Origin of the sequence: Kineosporia corallincola (assembly GCF_018499875.1) — a bacterium.
In the GTDB taxonomy this organism is placed as follows: Bacteria; Actinomycetota; Actinomycetes; order Actinomycetales; family Kineosporiaceae; genus Kineosporia; species Kineosporia corallincola.
In genome coordinates, this window is the sequence record NZ_JAHBAY010000012.1 from 226,743 (window position 1) to 248,143 (window position 21,401).

A 21,401-nucleotide genomic window follows, 5' to 3' on the forward strand; every position below is an offset into this window, starting at 1 on the left:
GGGACGCCTGCGGCACAGCGTAACCGCACGGCTACGCTCCGGGCGAGGGCTCCGCCGGGCCCCCGCGCCCGGCGTCACCCCATTGCGCTACCCGCAGGGTCACCGTGGCCCCGGCCTCGTCGTGCCAGAAGGTGATGCCGCCGCGCACCCCTTCCAGTTCGCCGGTTCCGCACCCGGGCACGATCGTGCCGAAGGTGGAACCCTCTGCGCCGTCCATGATTCCGCCGTGCTGGTAGGTCAGCGAGCCGGTGCGGCCGTCGATCGTGCCCTCGAACCGTTCCGACCCGATGTACCCCTGGCCGGTCTCCGAGCCGGCGGTCAGCACCCGCGCGGTGCTGGTGCCGGACATCCTGCCGGTGAACGTCTTCTCCACCAGCACCTGGCTCATCGCCGGGCCGTCACCGGCCTCGCGGTACACGTCGGCGTCCCAGCGGGTCACCTCGAACTGCGCCTCGATCTCGGTCTGTGTCTGCGCCATGCGCCGACCGTAGGCGTCCTGGAGCGGCGGGCATTGAAGATTCGCGTCAGCGGTGCCGGTCGTGTCGCGGCACCAGCGGCACCGCCAGCAGGGGCGTGAGCGCGACCAGCGCGAAGGCCAGCGGGTAGCCGGCCACCGCGATCAGGCCGCCGACCCCCGGGCCGACGGCGGAGGCCGCCACGAACTGCCCGGTGTTCTGGATGCCGAGCGCCCGCCCCGACCAGGCCGGGCCGGCGGCCTCGGCCACCGAGGTGAAGGCCAGCCCGTTGTCGGCGACGCTGACGGCGGTGGCCACCACCAGCACCAGCCCCGACACCAGCCCCGACACCAGCCCCCCGGCCAGGCCGGCCCCGGCGGCCAGCGCCAGCATCACCACCACCCCGCTCACCGCGACCAGGCGCAGCACCCGCACCCGGCTGCCCACCCGGTCGCTCACCCAGCCCACCGCGATACGCCCGAAAGCGCCCACGAACTGGGCGATCGCGATCACCACGCCGGCCGCGGTGGCGTTCCAGCCCTCCCCGACGGTGAGCCAGACCAGCCCGAACGTCGACAGCGTGAACTGCGGCACCACCAGCAGGATCGAGGTCAGGTGGATGCGTGCCAGAAAGCGGTCACCGCGATAAGGGCTGCCCTGCGCCGGTTCTCCAATTATGGACGACGAGACACCGGCCGGCCGCGGCGCGTTCGCGATGCCGACGGCGCAGGCCACCGACAGCACACCGGTCAGCACCCCGGCCAGGGCCAGGGGCGCCCAGGTGCCGTAGCGCTCGGCCAGCGGCGGCACGACCAGCGCGGCCAGTGCCACGCCCAGCGGCTGGGACATCTGCCGGATGCCCATGGCCAGACCCCGGCGCGAGCGCGGGAACCAGTTCACCACGATCTTGCCGGTGGTCGAGTTGGTACTGCCCGAGGCCGCGCCGCCGAGCACCAGCAGCAGTGCCAGCCACCAGAAGTCCCGCACCGGCGCGGCGGCCAGGGCGAGCACCGCGGTCAGGGCCAGGCCGCCGGAGATCACCTGGCGCTCGCTGCCCCGGTCGGCCAGGGCGCCCCACATCACCAGGGTCAGCACCAGCCCGAAGGTGGGCGCCGCGGCCAGCAGCCCGGCCCGGGCCAGCGGCACACCCTGCTCCCCGTGCAGCAGCGGGATCAGGTAGGCCGGGGTGCTGACCAGCAGCGTGCCCGCGGCCTGCGCGGCCAGCCCGAGACCGAGCATGCGCCAGGCGGCTGCGGGCACGGTCTCGGCGGGGCCGGTCGGGGTCATCACAAGCTCCTTCTGCGGTACCGTTGAGGTGTACCCAATTGGTATACCAAAGGAATCCGCGATGACAACCGGCGCCGACGCCACCGCCTACGCCCACCTCCGGTCGGCGATCCTCACGCTGGAGCTGCTGCCCGGCGAGAAGCTGAGCGAACGCGGGCTGGAGACCGTGCTGGGGGCCTCCCGCACGCCGATCCGCGCGGCCCTGATGCGGCTGGCCAACGAGGGTCTCACCCAGCGCGCCGGGCGGGGCTGGCAGGTCACGCCGATCGACCTGGCCGAGGTGCGGGCCGTGATGGAGTACCGGGAGGCCCTGGAGACGGCGGCGGTCCGGCTCGCCGCCGACCGGGCCGAGCCGGCCGAGCTGGCCGCGCTGCGCGACCTGGCCCAGGCCCACCGGGACCGGGACGACGAGGAGACCGGCCTGCGCGACGGCAGCGACTTCCACGTGGCCCTGGCCCGGCTGTCGCGCAACCCGTTCCTGGCCGAGGGCATGAGCGGCGCCCTCACCCGGCTCGGCCGCACCCGCTGGCTGGAGGTGCGCACGCCGCGGTCCCGGGCCCAGGCGCGCGACGAGCACCTGGCCGTGGTCGACGCGCTCGTGGCCCAGAACGCCGACCTGGCGGCCGAACTCGTGGTGTCGCACTGCCACGGCACCCGCGACCGCCTGCTCGCCCGCCTCGGCGACGAGCGCCGCCGGCTGCGCGGCCGGGGCCTGGCGATCATCGAGTCCTCCACCGCCCCGCCCCCGCTGCGGGCCGTCTGATCACGCGGGCCGCGCGGCCTCCTGCCGGTCGCGTGGGACGAACACCAGCGCGACCACCGCGGCCGCCAGGGCGAACAGCCCGGTCACCTGGAAGGCCCGGTCGTAGCCGTGGATCAGCGCGGCCAGCGGGTCCGGGCCGCCGAAGCCGCGGGTCGACGACAGCGCCACCCCGGCCAGCACCGCCAGGGCCAGGCTGCCGCCGCACTGCCGGGTGGCGTTCATCAGGCCGCTGACCAGCCCCGCCTCGTGGTGCAGCGCGCCGGTGGTGCCGAGCGAGGTGTTGGCCACCATCGCGGCCCCGACCCCGACCGAGGCGACGACCGAGGGCAGCAGGAAGGTGCCGAGGAAGGTGGAGTCCACCCCGATCCGGCCGAACACGAACATGCCCACGGCGCTGAGGAACATGCCCGCCGACAGCACCGGGCGCAGGCCGAACCGCGCCGAGAGCCGCCCGGACACCATCGCCCCGAGCACCGTGCCCACACAGAACGGCAGGAACGCGGCGCCCGCCTCGACCGGCGAGTAGCCGAGCACGTCCTGGAGGGCGAGCGAGGCGAAGTAGAAGCCGGAAACAGCTGTGGCGCCGAGGAAAACCGACACCAGGCCGGCCACCCACACCGGTCGCGAGCGGAACACGCCGAGCCGCACCAGGGGTTCGGCCGCCCGTCGTTCACACCCTACGAACAGCGCCGCCGTCACCGCCGCGACGGCGAACGAGCCCAGCGCCCAGGGTGCGCCCCAGCCGTAGTCCCCGGCCCGGATCGCGCCGTTCACCAGGGCGGTCAGCGACACGGTGGCGAGCAGGGCGCCGGGCACGTCGAGGCGGCCGGGCCGGGCGGTGCGGGTGTCGTGCACCGATGGCCAGGCCAGTGCGAGGGTGAGCAGCACGATCGGGGCGTTCACCCACATCACCCAGCGCCAGGACAACCATTCGGTGAGCACGCCGCCGAGCAGCACGCCCAGGGCGCTGCCGGAGGCCGCGACCATGGCCCAGATCCCGACGGCCCGTGAGCGCTCCCTGCCCTCCGGGAAGGTGACCATGATGATGGTCAGGCTGAGCGGGGCGAGCACGGCACCGGCCAGGCCCTGGGCGGCGCGGGCGGCGATCAGCTGGCCCGGGCTCTGCGCCAGGCCCGCCAGCACCGACACCACGCCGAACCCGGCCAGGCCGAGGAAGAGCGCACGGCGGTGCCCGGCCAGGTCGCCGAACCGGCCACCGAGCAGCAGCAGGCCGCCGAACAGCAGGGTGTAGGCGTTCACCACCCAGGACAGTGAACCGGCGCTGAAATCCAGGTCTTTCGCGATGGATGGCAGCGCCACGTTCACCACGCTGACGTCGAGCACCACCATCACCTGACAGAGGCAGACGGCGGCCAGCAGCAGGCCGGTGTGCCGGGTGGTTCGTTGTTCGGTCATGTCGGATCCTTTGTGCGTACAACGTTCGCATCTAACGCGAACACTGTACGCATAAGGCTAGCCTTACTTCCAGGGGGTGCGAGGATGCGGCCATGAGTCCCGCACCGCACACCCGCCCCCGGCCCGGCCTGTCCCCAGCCGTGATCGTCGGCGCCGGGCGCACTCTGGTCGAACGCGAGGGCCTGGAGGCACTGACCATGCGGGCCGTCGCGGCCGAGCTGAACACGGCCGCCACCTCGCTGTACCGGCACGTCGCCGACCGCGACGCACTGCTGCTGGCCATGCTGGAGCAGATCGCCGCCGGGCTGCCGGTCGACGTGCCCGGCCGCACCCCGCGCCGCCGTCTGCTCAACCGGCTCACCGGCGCGCACGATTACATGGCCGGGCACAGCTGGGTGATGCAGATCCTCGTCCGGGGAGAACTGGTGGCCGAGAACGCCTTCCGGTTCAGTGACGCCTGCCTGCACGACTTCACCGAGGCCGGCCTGTCGCCCCGCCGGGCCCTCACCGCCTTCGGCGCGTGCTGGCACCTGACCGTGGGCGAGCTGCTCGAACGGCACCCGCACCTGCCACCCCGGCAGCCCACCCAGCGCACCCGGTCGATCAGCCGCATCGACCCGGAACAGCTCCCGGCCCTGGCCCGGGTGCGGGCCCTCGACCTGCCTGCCGACCGCGACGACTACCGGCAGCAGATCGAGGCACTGGTCGGGGCGTTCGTCCCGTGAACTTTCACGAGCTTTGAAAGTTTTGGTTAGGTAAGGCTAAGCTCGCAGGTCGCGGGGTGCTCACCCCGGCCTTCGAGAGGACACCACGTGAGAACACGTCACCGGACCGGTGCCGCGGCACTGCTCGCCGCGACCGCCCTGCTTCTGGCCGCCTGCGGTTCCGGCAGCGCCGGCGAGGACGACGCCGGGGGCGCGGCCTCCGGCGCCGGGTTCGAGGCGGTCACCATCGAGCACGCGCTCGGCGAGGCGACGATCACCGAGAAGCCCGAGCGCATCGTCACTCTCGGCCAGGGCTCCACCGAGACCGCGATCGCGCTCGGCACCGTGCCGGTGGGCATCGAGGAGTACCCCTGGGGCAGCGACGACACCGGCTACCTGCCGTGGGTCTACGAGGCGGTGAAGGAGAAGGGGGCACAGCTGCCGACCCAGTTCACCGGCAACGAGGAGCTGGACGTCGAGGCGATCGTCGAGCTGGAGCCCGACCTGATCCTGGCGCCCTGGTCGGGCGTCACCCAGGAGCAGTACGACGTGCTGAAGGACATCGCGCCGACCGTCGCCTACCCGGAACTGCCCTGGACGATCACCTGGGACGAGCAGATCCGGACGATCGGCCGGGCGATGGGCCAGACCGACGACGCCGAGCAGCTGATCACCGGCATCGAGAAGCAACTGTCCGAGTCGGCTCGTGACGAGTACGAGGACATCACCTTCTCGTACGTCTACAACACCGGCCCGGGCACGCTCGGCGTGTTCTACCCCGGCGAGCAGCGGGTGGCCATGGTCAGCGCGCTCGGCCTGACCGTCGACCCGGTCGTCGACACCCTGGGCGAGTGGGAGGTCGAGGGCACCGACTCGGCCGCGATCGGCCTGGAGAACGCCGACAAGCTCAAGGACTCCGACCTGATCTTCACGTTCTACTCGGACGAGGCGAACCGCGAGGAGATCGAGGCGCAGAAGCTGTACCAGCAGATCCCGGCGATCGCCCGGGGCTCGGTGGTGGCGCCGACCGAACAGCCGTTCGTCACCGCGTCGTCCATCATCAACCCGCTCACCGTTCCCTGGACGCTGGAGCGTTTCACCCCGCTGATCGACGAGGCCGTCGCGAAACTCGACCGGTGAGAGCACCCGCGGCGCTCGCCGGGGCGCTGGCCGGGCTCGCCGTCGTGACGGCGGCGAGCCTGCTCTTCGGCGGCCGGGTCACCCCGGCCGCCGACCTGCTCGCCGTGCTCACCGGCGCCCCCGACCCCTACCTGGAAGCCGTTCTGGAGTCCCGGTTCTCGCGCACCGTGCTGGGCGTGCTGGTGGGCTCCGCCCTGGCCGTCGCCGGGGTACTGATCCAGGCCGTCACCCGCAACCCGCTCGGCGACCCGGGGCTGCTCGGGGTCACCGTGGGGGCGTCCGCCGCCGTGGTCACGGCGGCGGCGGTGACCGGCTCCGGGTTCGGCGCCGGCTCGGTCTGGATCGCCCTGCCCGGTGCCCTGCTGACCGTGCTGCTCGTGCACGTCGTGGGCGGCCGGTCGCGGGAGAACGGCACGGTCGGGCTGCTTCTGGCCGGAGCCGTGGTGTCGGCCGTGCTGAGTGCCTACGTGCAGGCGATGACGCTGACCCGCCCCGGCGTCTTCGACTCGTTCCGGTTCTGGGTGATCGGCGCGCTCGGCGGACGCGACCTGTCCGTCGCGGCGGCGATCGCCCCGGCGCTGGTGATCGGGCTCGGGCTGGCGCTGGTTCTGTCGCCGTCCCTGAACAATCTGGCGCTGGGCGACGACGTGGCCACCGGCCTCGGCACCCCGGTCGCGCTGGTGCGGGCCACCGGGATCCTGGCGGCGGCCCTGCTCGGCGCCGCGGCCACGGCCACCGCCGGGCCGATCTCGTTCGTCGGCCTGGCCGTTCCGCACCTGGCCCGCGCGCTGGCCGGCCCCGACCACCGGTGGCAGGTGCCGCTGGCCGCGCTGCTGGGCGGGATCCTCCTGGTCGCCGCCGACGTGCTGGGCCGGGTGGTGGCCCGGCCCGGTGAGGTGATGGTCGGCATCGTCACCGCGCTGCTCGGCGCGCCCTTCCTGCTGCTCGCCGTCCGGCGGGGGTGGGCCACCCGGTGATCGTGCGCCTGAAGCACACCGTGGCCCTCCCGCTGCACCGGGGTTCCGTGCTCTACTGCTGGGTGACGGCTCTCGCGGTGCTGGCCGCGGGCGTCGCCACGCTCTGCCTGGGACGCCTCGGCATCCCCCTCGCCGACCTGCCCTCCGCGCTGCTCGGGGGCGCGGAGGGCAAGACGGCGTTCGTGCTGGAACGGCTGCGCGGCCCGCGGCTGGCCACCGCCGTGCTGACCGGCGCCCTGCTCGGCCTCTCCGGCGCGCTGTTCCAGGGTGTCACCCGCAACCCCCTGGGCAGCCCGGACGTCATCGGCCTGGGTGCCGGGGCCGGGGCCGGGGTGGCCGTCACCTCGCTGCACGCCACCGGCGTGCCCACACCGGTGGGCGCCGTGCTCGGCGCCGCCGTTGCCGCGCTCCTCGTACACCTGTGCACCGGAACCGGTTTCCGTTCCCCCACCCGCACGATCGTCGCCGGCATCGGGGTGTCCGCGGCGGCCTACGCCCTCACCCAGTACGTGGTGAGCGTGCGACTGCGCGACGCCGCGGCGCAGCTGGCCGCCTACCTGGCCGGCTCGCTGAACGCCGCGAGCGCCCGGGACGTGGCCGTGGCCGGGGTGGCCCTGGCGGTCACACTGCCGCTCGCCATGACCCTGCCGGTGAGCATGCGGCTGCTGGAGATGGGCGACGAGACCGCGGCCGGCCTGGGCGTCGACCCGGACCGGGTGCGCACGGCCGCGATCGTGCTGTCGGTCGTCGCCGCCGGAGCCGCCGTCGCGGCCGCCGGGCCGATCGCGTTCGTCGCCCTGACCGCGCCCCAGATCGCCCGCCGCACCATCGGTTCCGCCCAGGCCGGGGTGCTGCCGGCCGCGTTCACCGGGGCCCTGATCATGGTGCTCGCCGACCTCGCCGCGCAGCAGGTGCCGGCGTTCGACGGCCTGCCCGTCGGCGTGCTCACCCTCGGGGTGGGCGGCTGCTACCTCGGTCATCTGCTGCTGGACCAGCACCGGAAAGGACGGCTGTGAGCCTGTCGCTGGAGAACGTGACACTCGGGTACGACGGCCGGGTGGTGGCCCCGGACCTGCGGTTCACCGTGCCGGAGGGCGAGTTCACCGCCGTCATCGGGCCGAACGGGTGCGGCAAGTCGACGCTGCTCAAGGCTCTCGCCCGCACGCTGAAACCCCTGGCGGGCCAGATCATTCTGGACGGCGAACCGCTGCGCTCCCGGCGCCCGCGGGCCACCGCCCGGCGGATCGCCTCGCTCCCCCAGCACCCGGTGGCGCCGGAGTCACTGCGGGTGCGTGACCTGGTGGCCCGGGGCCGGCACCCGTATCACTCGCTGCTGCGGCAGTGGCTGCCGGGAGACGCCGAACTGGTGGACGACGCGATGGCCGCGACCGGCGTCACCGAACTCGCCGACCGCCTGCTGACCGACCTGTCGGGTGGTCAGCGGCAGCGCGCCTGGATCGCGATGGTGCTGGCGCAGCAGACCCGTTACGTGCTGCTCGACGAGCCCACCTCGTTCCTCGACCTGGCCCACCAGGTGGAACTGCTGCACCTGTGCCAGGACCTCTGCCGGCCGCCGCGCGAGGGCCAGGAGCAGGGTGGCCGCACGGTGCTGGCCGTGCTGCACGACGTCAACCAGGCCGCGCGCTACGCCTCACACCTGGTGGTGATGCACGAGGGCCGGATCGTGGCCACCGGCGCCCCGGCCGACGTGCTGAACGAGCAGCTGCTGAAAGACGTGTTCGGAGTGGACGCCGTGATCGGCGCCGACCCGCAGAGCGGCACGCCGATGGTCACCGTTCGCGCGCGTCCCGCTCGGCCTTGAACCTGGCCCACTCCCCGCCCAGCCGGCTGTCGATCAGCCAGCCCATGTAGTCGCGCATGTTGCGCACCCGCTCCCATGCCTTCCCGCCCTCACGCACCAGCGGCAGGGTCTCCTCGGCCAGCCGGCGCTGGTTGGTCAGGTACTCCTGCTCGCGGGCGAGGAACCCGGCCCAGACGTCCTCGTCCATCACGAAGAAGTGCGACCGCTCGCCCGGGCGCCGCACCCGGCGCACGAACCCCCGCTCCACCAGCGCCCGGGTGTACGACGACACCGAGCCCGCGCTGATGCCCAGCCGGGTGGCCAGTTCGCTCGGGCTGACCCCCTCGGACTCGTCCACCAGCAGGTAGCCGGCGATCAGCCCCTCGATGCGCGAGGCCCCGGTGGCCGACCAGTAATCGGCGAAACGCTCGACGAACCGGCGGGACTGGAACTCGTGCGCGCTGTGCATGCCGTCAGTATTTCAGTGCGGCGGCCCGGGTCAGGGGCGTTCGTCGCTCGCGAGCACGGCGTACAGCAGCGAGTCCCGCCACTGGCCGCCCCGCCGGAGGTGCTGCCGCATCAGGCCCTCCCGTCGCAGCCCGGACTTCTCCAGAACCCTTGCCGAGGCTGTGTTCCCGGGATCGCAGGTGGCGGTGATTCGGTGCAGGCCGAGCTGCCCGAAGCCGAGGTCGAGCACCGCCCGGGACGCCTCGGTGGCGTAGCCCTGCCCCCAGTGGTCGCGGCGCAGGATGTAACCGAAGTCGCCGCGCTGGTTCGCCGGGCTCTCCAGCCGCAGTTCGATGCCGCCGATCACCTGGCCCGAGCCCGCGTGCACGATCAGCCGGTTGTGGGTGCGGCGATCGGGCGCGGCCGCGGCGACCAGCTGCTCCGCCACGAAGGCCCGCGTGTCGTCGAGGGTGTTCGGTCCCCAGACCATGAACCGGCAGACCTCCGGATCACCGGCGTAGGCATGGACGGCGTCGACGTCGCCGGGGGCGATGTCGCGCAGGAGCAGTCGCGGGGTGTGCAGGTCGGTGTCGGCCACGCTCCGACCGTAGCGGCCGGGACGATCCGGGAGAACTCGTTATTTCCCCGTCCCGCCGGACAACGCGCGGGGCGGTTGCGGCGTCTGGTCATTCAGGTGGGGCCGGTCAGGGGGGAGCCGGCCGGCCCCACCCCCGACCGGCTCAGGACCGGCGTCAGCGGGCCAGCAGGGTGCGCATCCGGCTGATCCGCCCGCCGGTGATCGTGCCGATGTCGATGCCGCGCACCGCCGGCTCACCGCCGTCCGGGCCGAACGTCCAGGCGAGGGCCACCTCGTCGCCCGCGGCATAGAACGGCCCATCCTCGGCGAAGACGAAGTCCGCAGGGACCGCGCCGAGCACCGCCTGCGCCTTGCCGGTGATCCCGTCCCAGCCGGTCACGACCCCCTCGTCGTCCGAGAACTCGACGTCCTGGGTGTAGATGCGCTCGGCGACCGCGCGCCGGGCCTGCGGATCGCGCTGCCCGAACACGTCGTGCAGGTTGGCCCGCATGAGTGCGAGCAGCTGATCGTCGTCCATGATGATTCGGCTCCTGTTCTCAGATCTGGCTCGCGCCGCCGTCGACGTAGATCTCCGACCCGGTGACGAAGCTACTGCCCTTCCCGGCCAGGAACAGCACGGCGTCGGCGATCTCGTCCGGCTCGCCGAGGCGGGCCATCGGTACGCCCGAGGCCAGGCCGTCGAGCAGGGCGTCGGCCCCGGCCTCGTCGGCCGCCAGCCCGCGCAACCCGGGCGTGCCGATCGGCCCGGGGGCGATCGCGTTCACCCGGATCCCGCGGCCCACCAGCTCGGCCGCCCACGAGCGGGTGAACGAGCGCAGCGCGGCCTTGGTGGCGGCGTACACGCTGAACGACGGGCTGCCCTTCACGTCGATGTTGGAACTCGTGACGATCACCGACGCACCGCGGTTGAGCAGCGGCAACGCCTTCTGCACGGTGAAGATCGTGCCGCCGACGTTGGTGTTGAAGGTGGTCGCGTAGTGCTCCCAGGTGATGTCTTCGAGGGCGGCGAACTCACCGCCGCCGGCGTTGGCGAACAGCACGTCGAGACCCTGCCCGCGCTCGCGCACCGCATCGAAGACCCGGTCCAGGGCGTCCAGGTCGGCCACGTCGGCCTGCACGCCGACCGCGTTCGGGCCGATCTGCGCGACCGCGGCGTCGAGCACGTCCTTGCGGCGCCCGGTGACGAACACGGTCGCGCCCTCGGCCGCCAGCCGCCGGGCGGTCGCCAGGCCGATCCCCGCGGTCGCCCCGGTCACCAGTGCGGTCTTGCCGTCCAGCTGTCCCATGATCTGCTCCCTATATCTGTATCGTTCGGTACAGATGTCGAGAACTCCCGGGCCCCAGGGATTTATTTCTGTACCGATCGGTTAGAGTGTGACCATGACGACACAGGGCAGGCCGCGGGGCTTCGATCCGGACGCCGCACTGGACCGCGCCGTCGAGGTGTTCTGGCGGCACGGTTACGACGGCACCTCGATCGGCGACCTGACCGCGGCGATGGGCATCAACCGGCCCAGTCTCTACGCCGCGTTCGGCAACAAGGACGAGCTGTTCCGCCGTGCGGTGGGCCGCTACGCCGAGGTCGACATGGCCTACGCCCGTGAGGCTCTCGGGCAGCCGACCGCCCGCGAGGTGATCGAGGGCTTTCTGCGGGCCAACGCCGACGCGCTCACCCGCCCCGACCGGCCCGCCGGGTGCCTGTCCATCCAGGGCGGGCTGGCCTGCGCCGCCGGCAACGGCCAGATCGCCGAGTTCCTCGCCGCGAGCCGGCTGACCGGGGAAAAGCTTCTGGCCGAACGACTCCGGCGGGCCGTCGCGGAGAACGACCTGCCGGCGGACACCGACCCGGACGCGCTGGCGCGCTACGTGATGGTGGTGAGCGAGGGCAACGCGGTGCACGCCTCGGCCGGCGCCGATCGCGAACAGCTGCACGCCACGGTCGATCTCGCGGTGCGGGCACTGCCGGTGTGAACCCGTCCTCTCACGCCCCGGCCACCCGGCCGCGCCCCTCCCGCTTGGCCACGTACAGCTGCCGGTCGGCCGCGGCGGGCAGGTCGTCCAGCTCGGACACCGGACCGCGGTGCACGCCCAGGCTGATCGAGATCCGCAGCCCCGGCGCCACCTCGTCCCACGGGTGCTCGCACACCGCCGACACGATGGCCTGCGAGCGGGCCTCCCCCACGCCCTGGGTGTCCTGCGGCATCACCACCACGAACTCGTCGCCGCCCAGCCGGGCCGCCAGGTCCACCGGCCGCACCTGCCCGGCCAGCAGCGTGCCGATCCGGCGCAGCACCTGGTCGCCGACGTCGTGCCCGAACCGGTCGTTGACGGTCTTGAAGTGGTCCACGTCGATCATCATGATCACCAGATCGGCCGCCCGGCGCCCGGGCCGGGCCCGGCGGATCCGTTCCAGGTAGGCCCCGTAGGCGCGGCGGTTGCCCAGCCCGGTGAGGTCGTCCACGAACACCTGCCCGCGCAGGATCTCGTGCTCCACGCGGCGTCTTTCGGCGTCGATGGCCGAGCGCATCGACGCCATCCGGCCGAGCCGGGCGTTCCAGCGCAGCCCGGCCAGTTCGCGGGCGTAGAGCAGGGCGACGGGAGGCGTGCCCGGAGTGTGTGCGGCCAGGTTCAGGGCGAGCAGACGCACGTGCACCGGCACGTTGGGACCGATCGTGCACGCGCAGGCCTGGGCCAGCTGGGCGGCCCGGGCCGGGTCGCCGTCGCGGTGGGCACGGATCGCGTCGGCCACCGAGAGCATGGCGAGATTGGCGTCGGTGGCCGGGTTCCGGGCCTGCCGGGTGACCAGGGCGACGTCGGCCGGTGAGGGCCGGCCGGCCAGCGCGGCGAACAGGTCGGCGAAGGCGTGGATCATCGCCACCCAGGTCGGTGGCCAGTCCGGGGTCAGCGGCGGCAGGGCCTGCGGCAGCCACCGGGCGGCCGTGCGCCGGGCGGTGTCCCAGTCGCCCACCTCGGCACAGGCACAGGCCTCGTCGAGGGCCATGTCCAGGGCGTTGGCGTGCACCACGCGACGCTGCCGGGTCAGCACCTGGTCCCAGAACGGGTCGTGCGGCGCGGCGAACAGGGCCTCCAGCGGGCCGAGCTGCTCGGTGGCCAGTGGCCACAGGCCGAGGGCGTGGAACGCGCCCGCCACCTCCAGGTGGGCGGCCACCCGGTGCACGACCAGGCTGTCGGCGTCGTCCAGCTGGGCCACGGCCCGCACCAGCGGCTCGGCGCCGGACATCCCCTCGGGCAGGGCGAGGCGCACGTCGGCGGCGCGCTGGGCGGTGGTCGCCAGGGCGAGGGCGAGCAGGGCCGGGTCGCCGAGCGCGCGGGCGGAGTCGAGCATCGCCTCGACGTGCCCGGAGTCGTCCTGCCCGGCCTCCCGGGCCGCCAGCGAGCGGGCGAAGTGCAGCAGCAGGGCCACGTCGGCCCAGCCCGCCGTCCGGGCCCGGGCGTCGAGAGCGGCCACCGGGGCGGTGACGTCGTGATCCTGTGCGGCCTCGACGATTCCGTAGACCTCCCGCAGGGCGTCCTGATGCTGCCGGGCAGACGTCGTCCCCGCTTCCTCGGCCAAGATCACGTCACTCTCGGGCAGACTCTCGGGCACCGTCACCTCCGGCACTCCTCATCGGCAGGAACGAGGCGGGCACAAGGAGATCACCAGGACTGTCTGACCGGCGGCTGCCTACACTCGGCGCCTCTGCGGGTGCTCCTGGCGGAAGACGACGAAGTGCAACGAGGGGCTGCCCCGCTTTCACATCATCGCTATCCGAACATCAGAACAGCCATCCATCGGCAAAAGACAACGGCTCCGATCAGCATCTTCTGCTGACCGGAGCCATGTTTCGCGGTGAACCGCTTCGGTCGGGCTGACAGGATTTGAACCTGCGACCCCCTGACCCCCAGTCAGGTGCGCTACCAAGCTGCGCTACAGCCCGAACCGCTCCTCGCACCCGTTACCGGGCCCGTGAACGCTCCGCTAGCTTAGCGCATCCGCGACCCCGCCAAGTTCACGGGGCCGCGGATGCCAGGCCTCAGCGGGCCAGGGCGATGTTGACCAGCTTCGGCGCCCGCACGATCACCTTGGCCACCGTGGCCTCGCCGATCGCCTTCTTCACCGGGTCCGCCTCCAGGCTCAGGGCCCGCAGGTCGTCCTCGGTGATCGCGGCCGGCACCTGGAGCCGGGCCCGCACCTTGCCGTTGACCTGCACGATGCAGGTGACCTCTTCCTCGACGATCAGGGTCTTGTCCACCGTCGGCCAGGTGGTGGTCGCGACCGACGGCTCGTGGCCCAGCTTCACCCAGGCGTCGTCCGCCGTGAACGGCGCGAAGCAGGACAGCGCCACCACCAGCGCCTCCACGCCCTCCCGCACGGCCGGGTCGGCCGCGCCCGGGCCGCTGTCGACGGCCTGCTGGAGCAGCGTCGTCAGCTCCATCAGCCGCGCGATCACGACGTTCTGGCGACCGGCCTCCATCTTGGAGGTGATCTCGTCGAACAGCCGGTGCACGCCCCGGCGCACGGCCAGGTCACCGTCGGCGGGCGAGGACCCGGCGGACGAGACCGGCACCGCCGAGGCCAGGCGCCGCACCCGGTTCAGCCACTTCACCGAGCCGGCCGGGGAGACGGCGGCCCAGTCGATGTCGTCCTCCGGCGGGCCGGCGAAGATCATCGTGACCCGGACGGCGTCCGGGCCGTAGGCCGCGATCTGCTCCTGGAGGTTGACCAGGTTGCCCAGCGACTTGCTCATCGCCTTGCCGTCCATGATGACCTGACCCTGGTTGGTCAGGCGCCTGAACGGCTCGGTGAAGTGCAGCAGCCCGGCGTCGTGCAGGGCCTTGGTCATGAAGCGCGCGTACAGCAGGTGCAGGTTCGCATGCTCCTTGCCGCCGATGTAGTGGTCGACGGGCAGCCAGCGCTTCACGCCCTCGGGGTCGAACGGCCCCTGGTCGTAGTCCGGGTTCGGGAAACGCAGGTAGTACCAGGACGAGTCGACGAACGTGTCCATCGTGTCGGTGTCCCGGCGGGCCGGCTTGCCGCACTGCGGGCAGTCCACCTTCAGCCACTCGGTGGCCGTGCCCAGCGGCGACTGGTTGTCGTCGGGCTTCAGCGAGAAGCCGGTCTCCGGCAGCTTCACCGGCAGCTGGTCGACGGGCACGCCGACCTCGCCGCAGTCGGCGCAGTGGATGATCGGGATCGGCGTGCCCCAGAACCGCTGCCGCGACAGCAGCCAGTCACGCAGGCGGTAGGTGATCGCGCCCTCGCCGACGCCGGACTTCTCCAGGTGGCCGATGATCGCGGGCAGCGCGTCGGCGGACGAGAGCCCGTCGAACTCGCCCGATCCCACCATCGTGCCGCGCGCGGCCGTGGCCACCCCGGTGACCGCCGGGTCGTCCTCACCGGTGTCGACCACCGTGCGCACCGGCAGGCCCATCGCCTTGGCGAAGTCCAGGTCGCGCTGGTCGTGCGCGGGCACCGCCATCAGCGCGCCGGTGCCGTAGTCGGCCAGCACGTAGTCCGACGCGTACACCGGGATCTGCTCGCCGTTGACCGGGTTGATCGCGTAACTGCCCAGGAACACACCGGTTTTCGCGCGGTCCGACGACAGCCGCTCGACCTCGGAGGTACCGCCCAGCTCGGCGATGTACTTCTCCAGGGCGTCCCGGTTCTCGTCGGTGACCAGCTCACGCGCCAGCGGCGCGTCGGCGGCCACCACGAAGAAGGTCGCGCCGTAGAGGGTGTCGGGACGCGTGGTGAACACCCGCACCGGCTCGTCGCGGCCGACGATCCTGAAGTCGACGTGGGCGCCGGACGAACGCCCGATCCAGTTGCGCTGCATGGCCAGGATGTCTTCGGGCCAGGTGCCCTTGAGCTGGTCCATGTCGTCGAGCAGACGCTGCGCGTAGTCGGTGATCCGGAAGAACCACTGGGTCAGGTTGCGGCGCTCGACCGTGGTGCCGCAACGCTCACACCTGCCCTGGATGACCTGCTCGTTGGCCAGGACGGTGTGGTCCTTCGGGCACCAGTTGACCGGCGAGGCCTTGCGGTAGGCCAGGCCCTGGTCGAACAGCTTCAGGAAGATCCACTGGTTCCAGCGGTAGTACTCCGGGTCGGACGTGTGCAGCCGGGTGCGCCAGTCGAACGAGACGCCCAGCCGCTTGAACGACGCCGCCTGCACGGCGATGTTGTCGTAGGTCCACTCCCGCGGGTGCAGGTCACGCTTGATCGCCGCGTTCTCGGCGGGCAGCCCGAAGCTGTCCCAGCCGATCGGGTTCAGCGTGTTCAGGCCCCGCAGCCGGTCGAACCGGGCGATGACGTCGCTGATCGAGTACACCTCGGCGTGGCCCATGTGGAGGTCACCGGAGGGGTACGGATACATGCTGACGATGTACGAGCGCTTCTCGCGACCGTCGGCGGCTTCGTCGTGACCGGGCTCGGGGGCGGCGAGACCGTGGGCCTCGAAGGTGCGCCGCTCGTCCCACACCTTGACCCACTGGTCCAGGTCGATCTGGTCGACGGTGTCCCGCCGCTCGTCATGCTCGCTCATATCGCCCAACATCTGCCTGGTTCTGGGAGGTTGACCTTCCAACTCTAGTGGACCCACAACCGCCCATCCCTCACAGAAATTCTCCAGGGACCTCGAAGACCGGCCGCAGACCCTACACAGCAGGCGCATGGATGCCGTTGATCTCCTCTGAGGATCCAGCACACCAGCGCAGCAGACCAGGAGCGACGTGAGCCCCGAACAGCAGCAGATCCCCGACCCGGTGACCGACAACGCCGCCTACGTGCGCGCCGTGCACGACAAGGGCCTCGGCTTCGACCTGCGCACCATGTCGCGCCGCAAGATGCTCGGCGCCTTCGGCGGCATCGGTGCCATGTTCGTCCTCAGTGCGTGCGGTGACGACTCCACCTCCAGCGCGAGCAGCACGACCTCCGGCGGCATCACCGAGATCGAGTCGGAGACCAACGGCCCCTACCCCGCCGACGGCACCAACGGCGTCGACGTGCGCACCGAGTCGGGCATCGTGCGCAGCGACATCACCTCGTCGTTCGGCGACTCGACGACCACGGCGGAGGGCGTTCCGCTGACCATCGAGTTCACCATCACCGACCTGAGTGGCGCACCGATCTCCGGTGCCGCGGTGTATGTCTGGCACTGCGACCGCGACGGCAACTACTCGCTCTACTCCGAGGGCATCACCGACGAGAACTACCTGCGCGGCATCCAGGAGACCGACGCGGACGGCGTGGTCTCGTTCACCAGCATCTACCCCGCCTGCTACACCGGCCGGTGGCCACACATCCACTTCGAGGTGTACTCCTCGGTGGCCGACGCGACCAGCGGTGACGGCACGATCCGCAAGACCTCGCAGATGGCGCTGCCGGAAGACACCGACGACCTGGTCTACGCCACTGACGGTTACAGCAAGAGCGTCACCAATCTGAGCCAGGTGACGATCGCCGACGACAACGTGTTCGGCGACGACGACGCGGCCACCGAGCTGGGCACCGTCACCGGCAGTGTGAAGGCCGGCTTCGTGGCGAAGCTGACCGCCGCCATCGACCCGGACGGCACCGACGACCAGGGCTCGGCCGGCGGTTCGGGCGGCGCCGAGGCCCCGCCGACCGGTGGGGCCGGCGGCACGCCGCCCAGCGGTGCTCCCTCCGGTGGTGCCGGTGGCACCCCGCCGAGCGGTGCGGCCCCGAGCGGCGCCGCGACGCCGACGGCCACGGCGAGTTAGGCGCCTCCGGGCAAAATGATGGACGACGATGAGCTCGCACGGAGCTCATCGTCGTCCACAGTTCGGCGCTCTTACTTCTTGCGGGAACGCTTTTCGCGCGGCCGCACCGACACCTCGATCGGTGTGCCCTCGAACCCGAACTCCTCACGCAGCCGGCGCTCGATGAAGCGGCGGTACCCGGCCTCGAAGTAGCCCGAGGTGAACAGCACGAACCGCGGCGGCCGGGTGGACACCTGCGAGCCGTACAGAATGCGCGGCTGCTTGCCGCCACGCACCGGGTGCGGGTGGGACTGCATGATCTCGGCCAGCAGCGAGTTCAGCTTGCCGGTCGGCACCCGGGTGTCCCACGACTCCAGCGCCGTGTCGAGCGCCGCGGTGAGCCGGTTGACGTGCCACTTCGTGGACGCCGACACGTTGATCCGCGGTGCCCACTGCACCTGCACCAGGTCGGTCTCGTACTCGCGCTCGAGGAACTTGCGGCGTTCCTCGTCCATCAGGTCCCACTTGTTGTAGGCCAGGACGAGGGCGCGGCCGGAGTCCACGATCATCGAGATGATGCGCTGGTCCTGCTCGGACAGCGGCTCGCTGGAATCCAGCAGCACGACCGCCACTTCGGCCTTCTCCAGCGCGGCCTGCGTGCGCAGCGAGGCGTAGAAGTCGGCGCCGCGGGTCAGGTGCACACGCCGCCGGATGCCCGCGGTGTCGACGAAACGCCACTTGCGGCCGTTGATGTCGATGATCTCGTCGACCGGGTCACGGGTGGTGCCGGCGACCGAGTCGACCACCACCCGGTCCTCGCCCGCGAGAGCGTTGAGCAGACTGGACTTTCCGACGTTCGGCCGGCCCAGCAGCGCGACCCGGCGCAGACCGCCGCCCGCCTCCTGCGGCACCGCCGAGTGCTCGGGCAGCGCGGCCAGCACGGCGTCGAGCAGGTCACCGCTGCCCCGGCCGTGCAGCGCGGAGACCGGGTACGGCTGACCCAGACCGAGCGACCACAGCGCCGCGGCCTCCAGCTCGCCGCGGGTGTCGTCGACCTTGTTCGCGGCCAGGATCACCGGCTTCTTGGTGCGGCGCAGCAGCTTGACCACGGCCTCGTCGGTCGCGGTGGCGCCCACCTGGCCGTCGACCACGAACAGCACGGCGTCGGCCAGCTCGATCGCGATCTCGGCCTGCTCGGCCACCCGGCCGGCCAGGCCCTTCGCGTCGTGCTCCCAGCCACCGGTGTCGACGACCACGAAAGGCCTTCCGGCCCACTCGGTCTCGTAACGCACCCGGTCGCGGGTGACACCCGGCACGTCTTCGACCACGGCCTCACGACGGCCGAGCACCCGGTTGACGAGCGTGGACTTGCCGACGTTCGGGCGACCGACGATGGCCAGCACCGGCAACGGGCCGGACCGGTCGTCGGCGTCGAAGCCCCGGCCCTCGGCGTCGAGCAGCCGCAGGTCGGACTCGGACAGGTCGTACTCGGCCAGCCCGGCACGCAGCGCGTGGTCCAGGCCGGGCTTCTCGGCTTCTTCGGTCCCGTAGCCGGCCGCCAGGTCGTGGACGACGGTCTCTTCGGGGAGGTCTTGCTTGGACATCAGGAAACGGCACCAGCCCTGGCAGTTCGATCGCTGTCGTCGAGGTCGGTGACCGTACCGGTGACGATGCGGGTGATGGCGGCCAGCACGGCATCGACGGTCTGCTCGAAGTCGAGCGCCGAGGAGTCCAGGTGCAGCACGCCGTCCGCGGCGACCTCGAAGTTGGAAACGGTGGAGTCGTCGGAGTCACGGCGCACGATCTGGTCGCGCGTGGCCTCGACCGACGCGGCGTCGGCCGTGCCGTGCAGCTCCTTCGCCCGGCGGGCCAGACGGGCCTCCTCGCTCGCGGTGAGCAGGATGCGCACGTCGGCGTCGGGGGCGACGACGGTGGTGATGTCGCGGCCCTCGGCCACGACACCCTGGTGCGTGCCGACACGGGCGGCCTGGATCAGGTCACGCTGACGCTTCAGCAGTTCGGCGCGCACCTCGAGGTTGGTCGCGACCTTGGAGACCACCGTGGAGATGGCGGTCTCGCGGATGGCCGCGGCGACGTCGTGGTCGCGCACCCGCACGCCGGGGGCGGACGGGTCGGTGCCCATGGTCAGGTCCAGGTCACGCACGTGCTGGGCAACCTCGGGAGCGTCGGTCAGGTCGACGCCGGCCTCCAGCACCGACCAGGTGGCGGCCCGGTACATCGCACCGGTGTCCAGGTACTCGAGGCCCAGCCGGCGTGCCACCTCACGCGACACGCTGGACTTGCCCGAACCGGAAGGGCCGTCGACGGCGATCACCAGGGGGCGCGCTTCAGCGGGGACGGACTGCGCGGACACGGTGATACCTCCGGGAATCGGCTGGACTGGGCGGCGCGCATGCTTCGTGACCGCGATCGGCCTCCATGGCCCTCACGGTCAACGCCACACAGGTACATGACCTTCCTAGGTTAGTGGAGACCACGGCCACATACCGCATCGCGCGCACGGCACCACCCGTCCAGCGCGCCCGATCCGGCCTTTTGACCGGGAGCCCGGGCTCAGGACACCACGTGCCAGCCCTTCGCGGTCAGCGCCGCCTCCAGCACGTCACGCGCCGCGGGCAGCACCGAGACACTGCCGAGCCCGACCCGGGCGCCGGGCGAGTGCTCCAGGCTGAACTCCTCCACGTTGACGCCGGCCTCGCCGATGTCGTCGAACAGCCGGGCCAGCTCGCCCGGGCTGTCCGGCAGCAGGGCGGTGACCACCGCGTACCGGGTCTGCGGGTCGCCGTGCTTGCCGGGGATCCGCTCGCGGCCCTCCCGGCCGTTGTGGATCACCTGGGCGACGGCGGCGCGGGCGCCCACCGCCTCGTCGTGCCGCAGCGCGTCGAGCGCCACGATCAGGTGGTCCAGGTCGACCCGCAGGTCTTTGAGCACGTTCACCACCGGGGCGGCGTTGGCGGAGAGGATCTGCGCCCACAGCACCGGGTCGCTGTCGGCGATCCGGGTGACGTCGCGCAGCCCCTGACCGGCCAGGCCGACGGCCGGGTCGGCCGCCCGGACCAGGCGCGAGGCCACCAGGCTGGCCGCCAGCTGGGGCACGTGCGAGACCAGCGCCACCGCCTCGTCGTGCTCACCGGCGGGCATGAACACCGGCATCGCCCCGAGCGCGAGCGCGAGCATCCGCACCGTCTCGTTGCGGGGGTGGTGGCGTTCGGGTGAGGACGGCGAGGGGCACACCACCCACGGCCGCCCGAGGAAGAGGTCGGCGCGGGCCGCGGTCGGCCCGGAGCGTTCCCGGCCGGCCATCGGATGCCCGCCGACGTACCGCTCGGCGCCGGGGATCCCCGGCATCACCGCCGCGATCTGGCCCTTCACGCTGGCCACGTCGGTGACCGTGGCCTGCGGGTGGGCGGCCAGCTCGGCGCGCACCACCTCGGCGGTGACGTCGGGCGGGGCCCCGACCACCACCAGCGACACCGGTTCGTCACCCGGATCCGGCTCGCCGGCCCCGACGTCCCGGGCCAGGGCCAGCGCGGTGGGTGACGGGTCGTGCAGGAGCACCCGCACGCCCAGGCCGCGCAGCCCCAGCCCGATGCTCGCGCCGAGCAGGCCGGTGCCGACGATGCGGACGGTGCCGAGTTCGGCCGCCGCAGCCGGATCCAGGCTCATCGTCAGTCTTCCGGGACGGACGGGATGCCGGCCCGCAGGGTGTGCGTGCCGCGCAGGTAGCGGTTCTGGATCTGGTCACGCTCCAGGTCGGTGTCGACGTGTGCCACCAGCCGCACCAGCCGTGGCATGGCGCCCTCGACGTGCATCTCCTGCACGCAGATCAGCGCCGGGTCGTTCAGGCCGAGCTGCCGCGCGGCCACCGCCGGCGCCACGCTGGTGACGTCCTGCGTGGCGGTGAAGATGATGCTGATGACCGAGTCCTGGTCGAGCTTGTTGCTCTCCATCACGTCGGCCACCAGCTCACGGGTGCGCGCGAGTACGTGTTCCCGCTCGTCGACGTCCACCTGCGTCGCTCCCCGGATCGCCCGGACAGCCATGGTTCCTCCTAGTGCACTGCTGCGTGA

At 72.1% G+C, this 21,401-nt stretch carries 21 protein-coding genes and 1 tRNA gene; 8 read left to right on the top strand and 14 right to left on the bottom strand.

Going from position 1 to position 21,401, the window contains the following annotated elements:
• Positions 1-31: 31 nt before the first annotated feature.
• Both KIH74_RS26460 and KIH74_RS26465 read right to left on the bottom strand, forming a co-directional pair.
• Positions 32-478: a DUF3224 domain-containing protein gene (locus KIH74_RS26460; RefSeq protein WP_214159050.1), complete on the bottom strand. Its 447-nt coding sequence runs from the start codon at positions 476-478 to the stop codon at positions 32-34.
• Between the two features lie 46 nt (positions 479-524).
• Positions 525-1,742, bottom strand: coding sequence for an MFS transporter (locus tag KIH74_RS26465; protein ID WP_214159051.1), 1,218 nt, complete (start codon positions 1,740-1,742; stop codon positions 525-527).
• 61 nt (positions 1,743-1,803) lie between these two features.
• Here KIH74_RS26465 and KIH74_RS26470 point away from each other — a divergent pair, with 61 nt between their 5' ends.
• Positions 1,804-2,505, top strand: a complete 702-nt coding sequence (locus tag KIH74_RS26470; RefSeq protein ID WP_214159052.1) for a GntR family transcriptional regulator — start codon at positions 1,804-1,806, stop codon at positions 2,503-2,505.
• Here the strand turns inward: KIH74_RS26470 and KIH74_RS26475 are convergent, their stop codons facing one another.
• Positions 2,506-3,921 carry an MFS transporter gene (locus tag KIH74_RS26475; protein WP_214159053.1) on the bottom strand — a complete coding sequence of 472 codons (1,416 nt, stop codon included), beginning with the start codon at positions 3,919-3,921 and terminating at the stop codon, positions 2,506-2,508.
• Between the two features lie 92 nt (positions 3,922-4,013).
• Here KIH74_RS26475 and KIH74_RS26480 point away from each other — a divergent pair, with 92 nt between their 5' ends.
• The 5 genes from KIH74_RS26480 (at position 4,014) to KIH74_RS38025 (ending at position 8,564) form a co-directional block, all read left to right on the top strand.
• Positions 4,014-4,646, top strand: a complete 633-nt coding sequence (locus tag KIH74_RS26480) for a TetR family transcriptional regulator (RefSeq protein ID WP_214159054.1) — start codon at positions 4,014-4,016, stop codon at positions 4,644-4,646.
• Positions 4,647-4,733: 87 nt separating this feature from the next.
• Complete coding sequence (locus KIH74_RS26485) at positions 4,734-5,765, top strand: iron-siderophore ABC transporter substrate-binding protein (protein WP_214159055.1); 1,032 nt, start codon at positions 4,734-4,736, stop codon at positions 5,763-5,765.
• Positions 5,762-6,742, top strand: coding sequence for a FecCD family ABC transporter permease (locus KIH74_RS26490; RefSeq protein WP_214159056.1), 981 nt, complete (start codon positions 5,762-5,764; stop codon positions 6,740-6,742). The genes KIH74_RS26485 and KIH74_RS26490 overlap by 4 nt, the downstream gene beginning before the upstream one ends.
• Positions 6,739-7,758 (top strand): FecCD family ABC transporter permease, encoded by a 1,020-nt coding sequence (locus tag KIH74_RS26495; protein ID WP_214159057.1) that lies wholly within the window; start codon positions 6,739-6,741, stop codon positions 7,756-7,758. The genes KIH74_RS26490 and KIH74_RS26495 overlap by 4 nt, the downstream gene beginning before the upstream one ends.
• On the top strand, positions 7,755-8,564 hold the full coding sequence (locus KIH74_RS38025; RefSeq protein WP_214159058.1) for an ABC transporter ATP-binding protein: 810 nt from the start codon (positions 7,755-7,757) through the stop codon (positions 8,562-8,564). The genes KIH74_RS26495 and KIH74_RS38025 overlap by 4 nt, the downstream gene beginning before the upstream one ends.
• On the opposite strand, the gene KIH74_RS26505 is transcribed toward KIH74_RS38025, so the two are convergent.
• The 4 genes from KIH74_RS26505 to KIH74_RS26520 form a co-directional block, all read right to left on the bottom strand.
• Positions 8,533-9,012 carry a GbsR/MarR family transcriptional regulator gene (locus KIH74_RS26505; protein WP_214159059.1) on the bottom strand — a complete coding sequence of 160 codons (480 nt, stop codon included), beginning with the start codon at positions 9,010-9,012 and terminating at the stop codon, positions 8,533-8,535. The genes KIH74_RS38025 and KIH74_RS26505 overlap by 32 nt on opposite strands.
• Positions 9,013-9,042: 30 nt before the next feature.
• Entirely contained in the window at positions 9,043-9,588 is a 546-nt protein-coding gene (locus KIH74_RS26510; RefSeq protein WP_214159060.1) for a GNAT family N-acetyltransferase, read from the bottom strand.
• A gap of 154 nt (positions 9,589-9,742) precedes the next feature.
• Positions 9,743-10,105 (bottom strand): nuclear transport factor 2 family protein, encoded by a 363-nt coding sequence (locus KIH74_RS26515; RefSeq protein WP_214159061.1) that lies wholly within the window; start codon positions 10,103-10,105, stop codon positions 9,743-9,745.
• A gap of 19 nt (positions 10,106-10,124) precedes the next feature.
• Positions 10,125-10,874: an SDR family NAD(P)-dependent oxidoreductase gene (locus KIH74_RS26520; RefSeq protein ID WP_214159062.1), complete on the bottom strand. Its 750-nt coding sequence runs from the start codon at positions 10,872-10,874 to the stop codon at positions 10,125-10,127.
• A gap of 94 nt (positions 10,875-10,968) precedes the next feature.
• On the opposite strand from KIH74_RS26520, the gene KIH74_RS26525 reads away from it, so the two are divergent.
• On the top strand, positions 10,969-11,559 hold the full coding sequence (locus KIH74_RS26525) for a TetR/AcrR family transcriptional regulator (RefSeq protein WP_214159063.1): 591 nt from the start codon (positions 10,969-10,971) through the stop codon (positions 11,557-11,559).
• A gap of 10 nt (positions 11,560-11,569) precedes the next feature.
• Here KIH74_RS26525 and KIH74_RS38925 read toward each other — a convergent pair whose 3' ends face one another.
• The 3 genes from KIH74_RS38925 to leuS all read right to left on the bottom strand — a co-directional run bounded on the left by KIH74_RS38925 (position 11,570) and on the right by leuS (position 16,133).
• Complete coding sequence (locus tag KIH74_RS38925; protein ID WP_214159064.1) at positions 11,570-13,201, bottom strand: GGDEF domain-containing protein; 1,632 nt, start codon at positions 13,199-13,201, stop codon at positions 11,570-11,572.
• A gap of 251 nt (positions 13,202-13,452) precedes the next feature.
• Positions 13,453-13,526, bottom strand: a tRNA-Pro gene (locus KIH74_RS26535).
• Between the two features lie 96 nt (positions 13,527-13,622).
• A complete protein-coding gene (gene leuS / locus KIH74_RS26540) occupies positions 13,623-16,133 on the bottom strand; it encodes a leucine--tRNA ligase (RefSeq protein WP_246573093.1) in 2,511 nt (836 codons plus the stop codon).
• 187 nt (positions 16,134-16,320) lie between these two features.
• Here leuS and KIH74_RS26545 point away from each other — a divergent pair, with 187 nt between their 5' ends.
• On the top strand, positions 16,321-17,331 hold the full coding sequence (locus tag KIH74_RS26545) for an intradiol ring-cleavage dioxygenase (protein ID WP_308114010.1): 1,011 nt from the start codon (positions 16,321-16,323) through the stop codon (positions 17,329-17,331).
• A gap of 71 nt (positions 17,332-17,402) precedes the next feature.
• Here the strand turns inward: KIH74_RS26545 and der are convergent, their stop codons facing one another.
• The 4 genes from der to aroH form a co-directional block, all read right to left on the bottom strand.
• Positions 17,403-18,914: a ribosome biogenesis GTPase Der gene (gene der, locus KIH74_RS26550; protein WP_214159066.1), complete on the bottom strand. Its 1,512-nt coding sequence runs from the start codon at positions 18,912-18,914 to the stop codon at positions 17,403-17,405.
• On the bottom strand, positions 18,914-19,684 hold the full coding sequence (cmk, locus tag KIH74_RS26555; protein WP_308114011.1) for a (d)CMP kinase: 771 nt from the start codon (positions 19,682-19,684) through the stop codon (positions 18,914-18,916). The genes der and cmk overlap by 1 nt, the downstream gene beginning before the upstream one ends.
• A gap of 200 nt (positions 19,685-19,884) precedes the next feature.
• Entirely contained in the window at positions 19,885-20,997 is a 1,113-nt protein-coding gene (locus KIH74_RS26560) for a prephenate dehydrogenase (protein WP_214159067.1), read from the bottom strand.
• Positions 20,998-20,999: 2 nt separating this feature from the next.
• Complete coding sequence (aroH, locus tag KIH74_RS26565) at positions 21,000-21,374, bottom strand: chorismate mutase (protein ID WP_214159068.1); 375 nt, start codon at positions 21,372-21,374, stop codon at positions 21,000-21,002.
• Between the last annotated feature and the right edge of the window lie 27 nt (positions 21,375-21,401).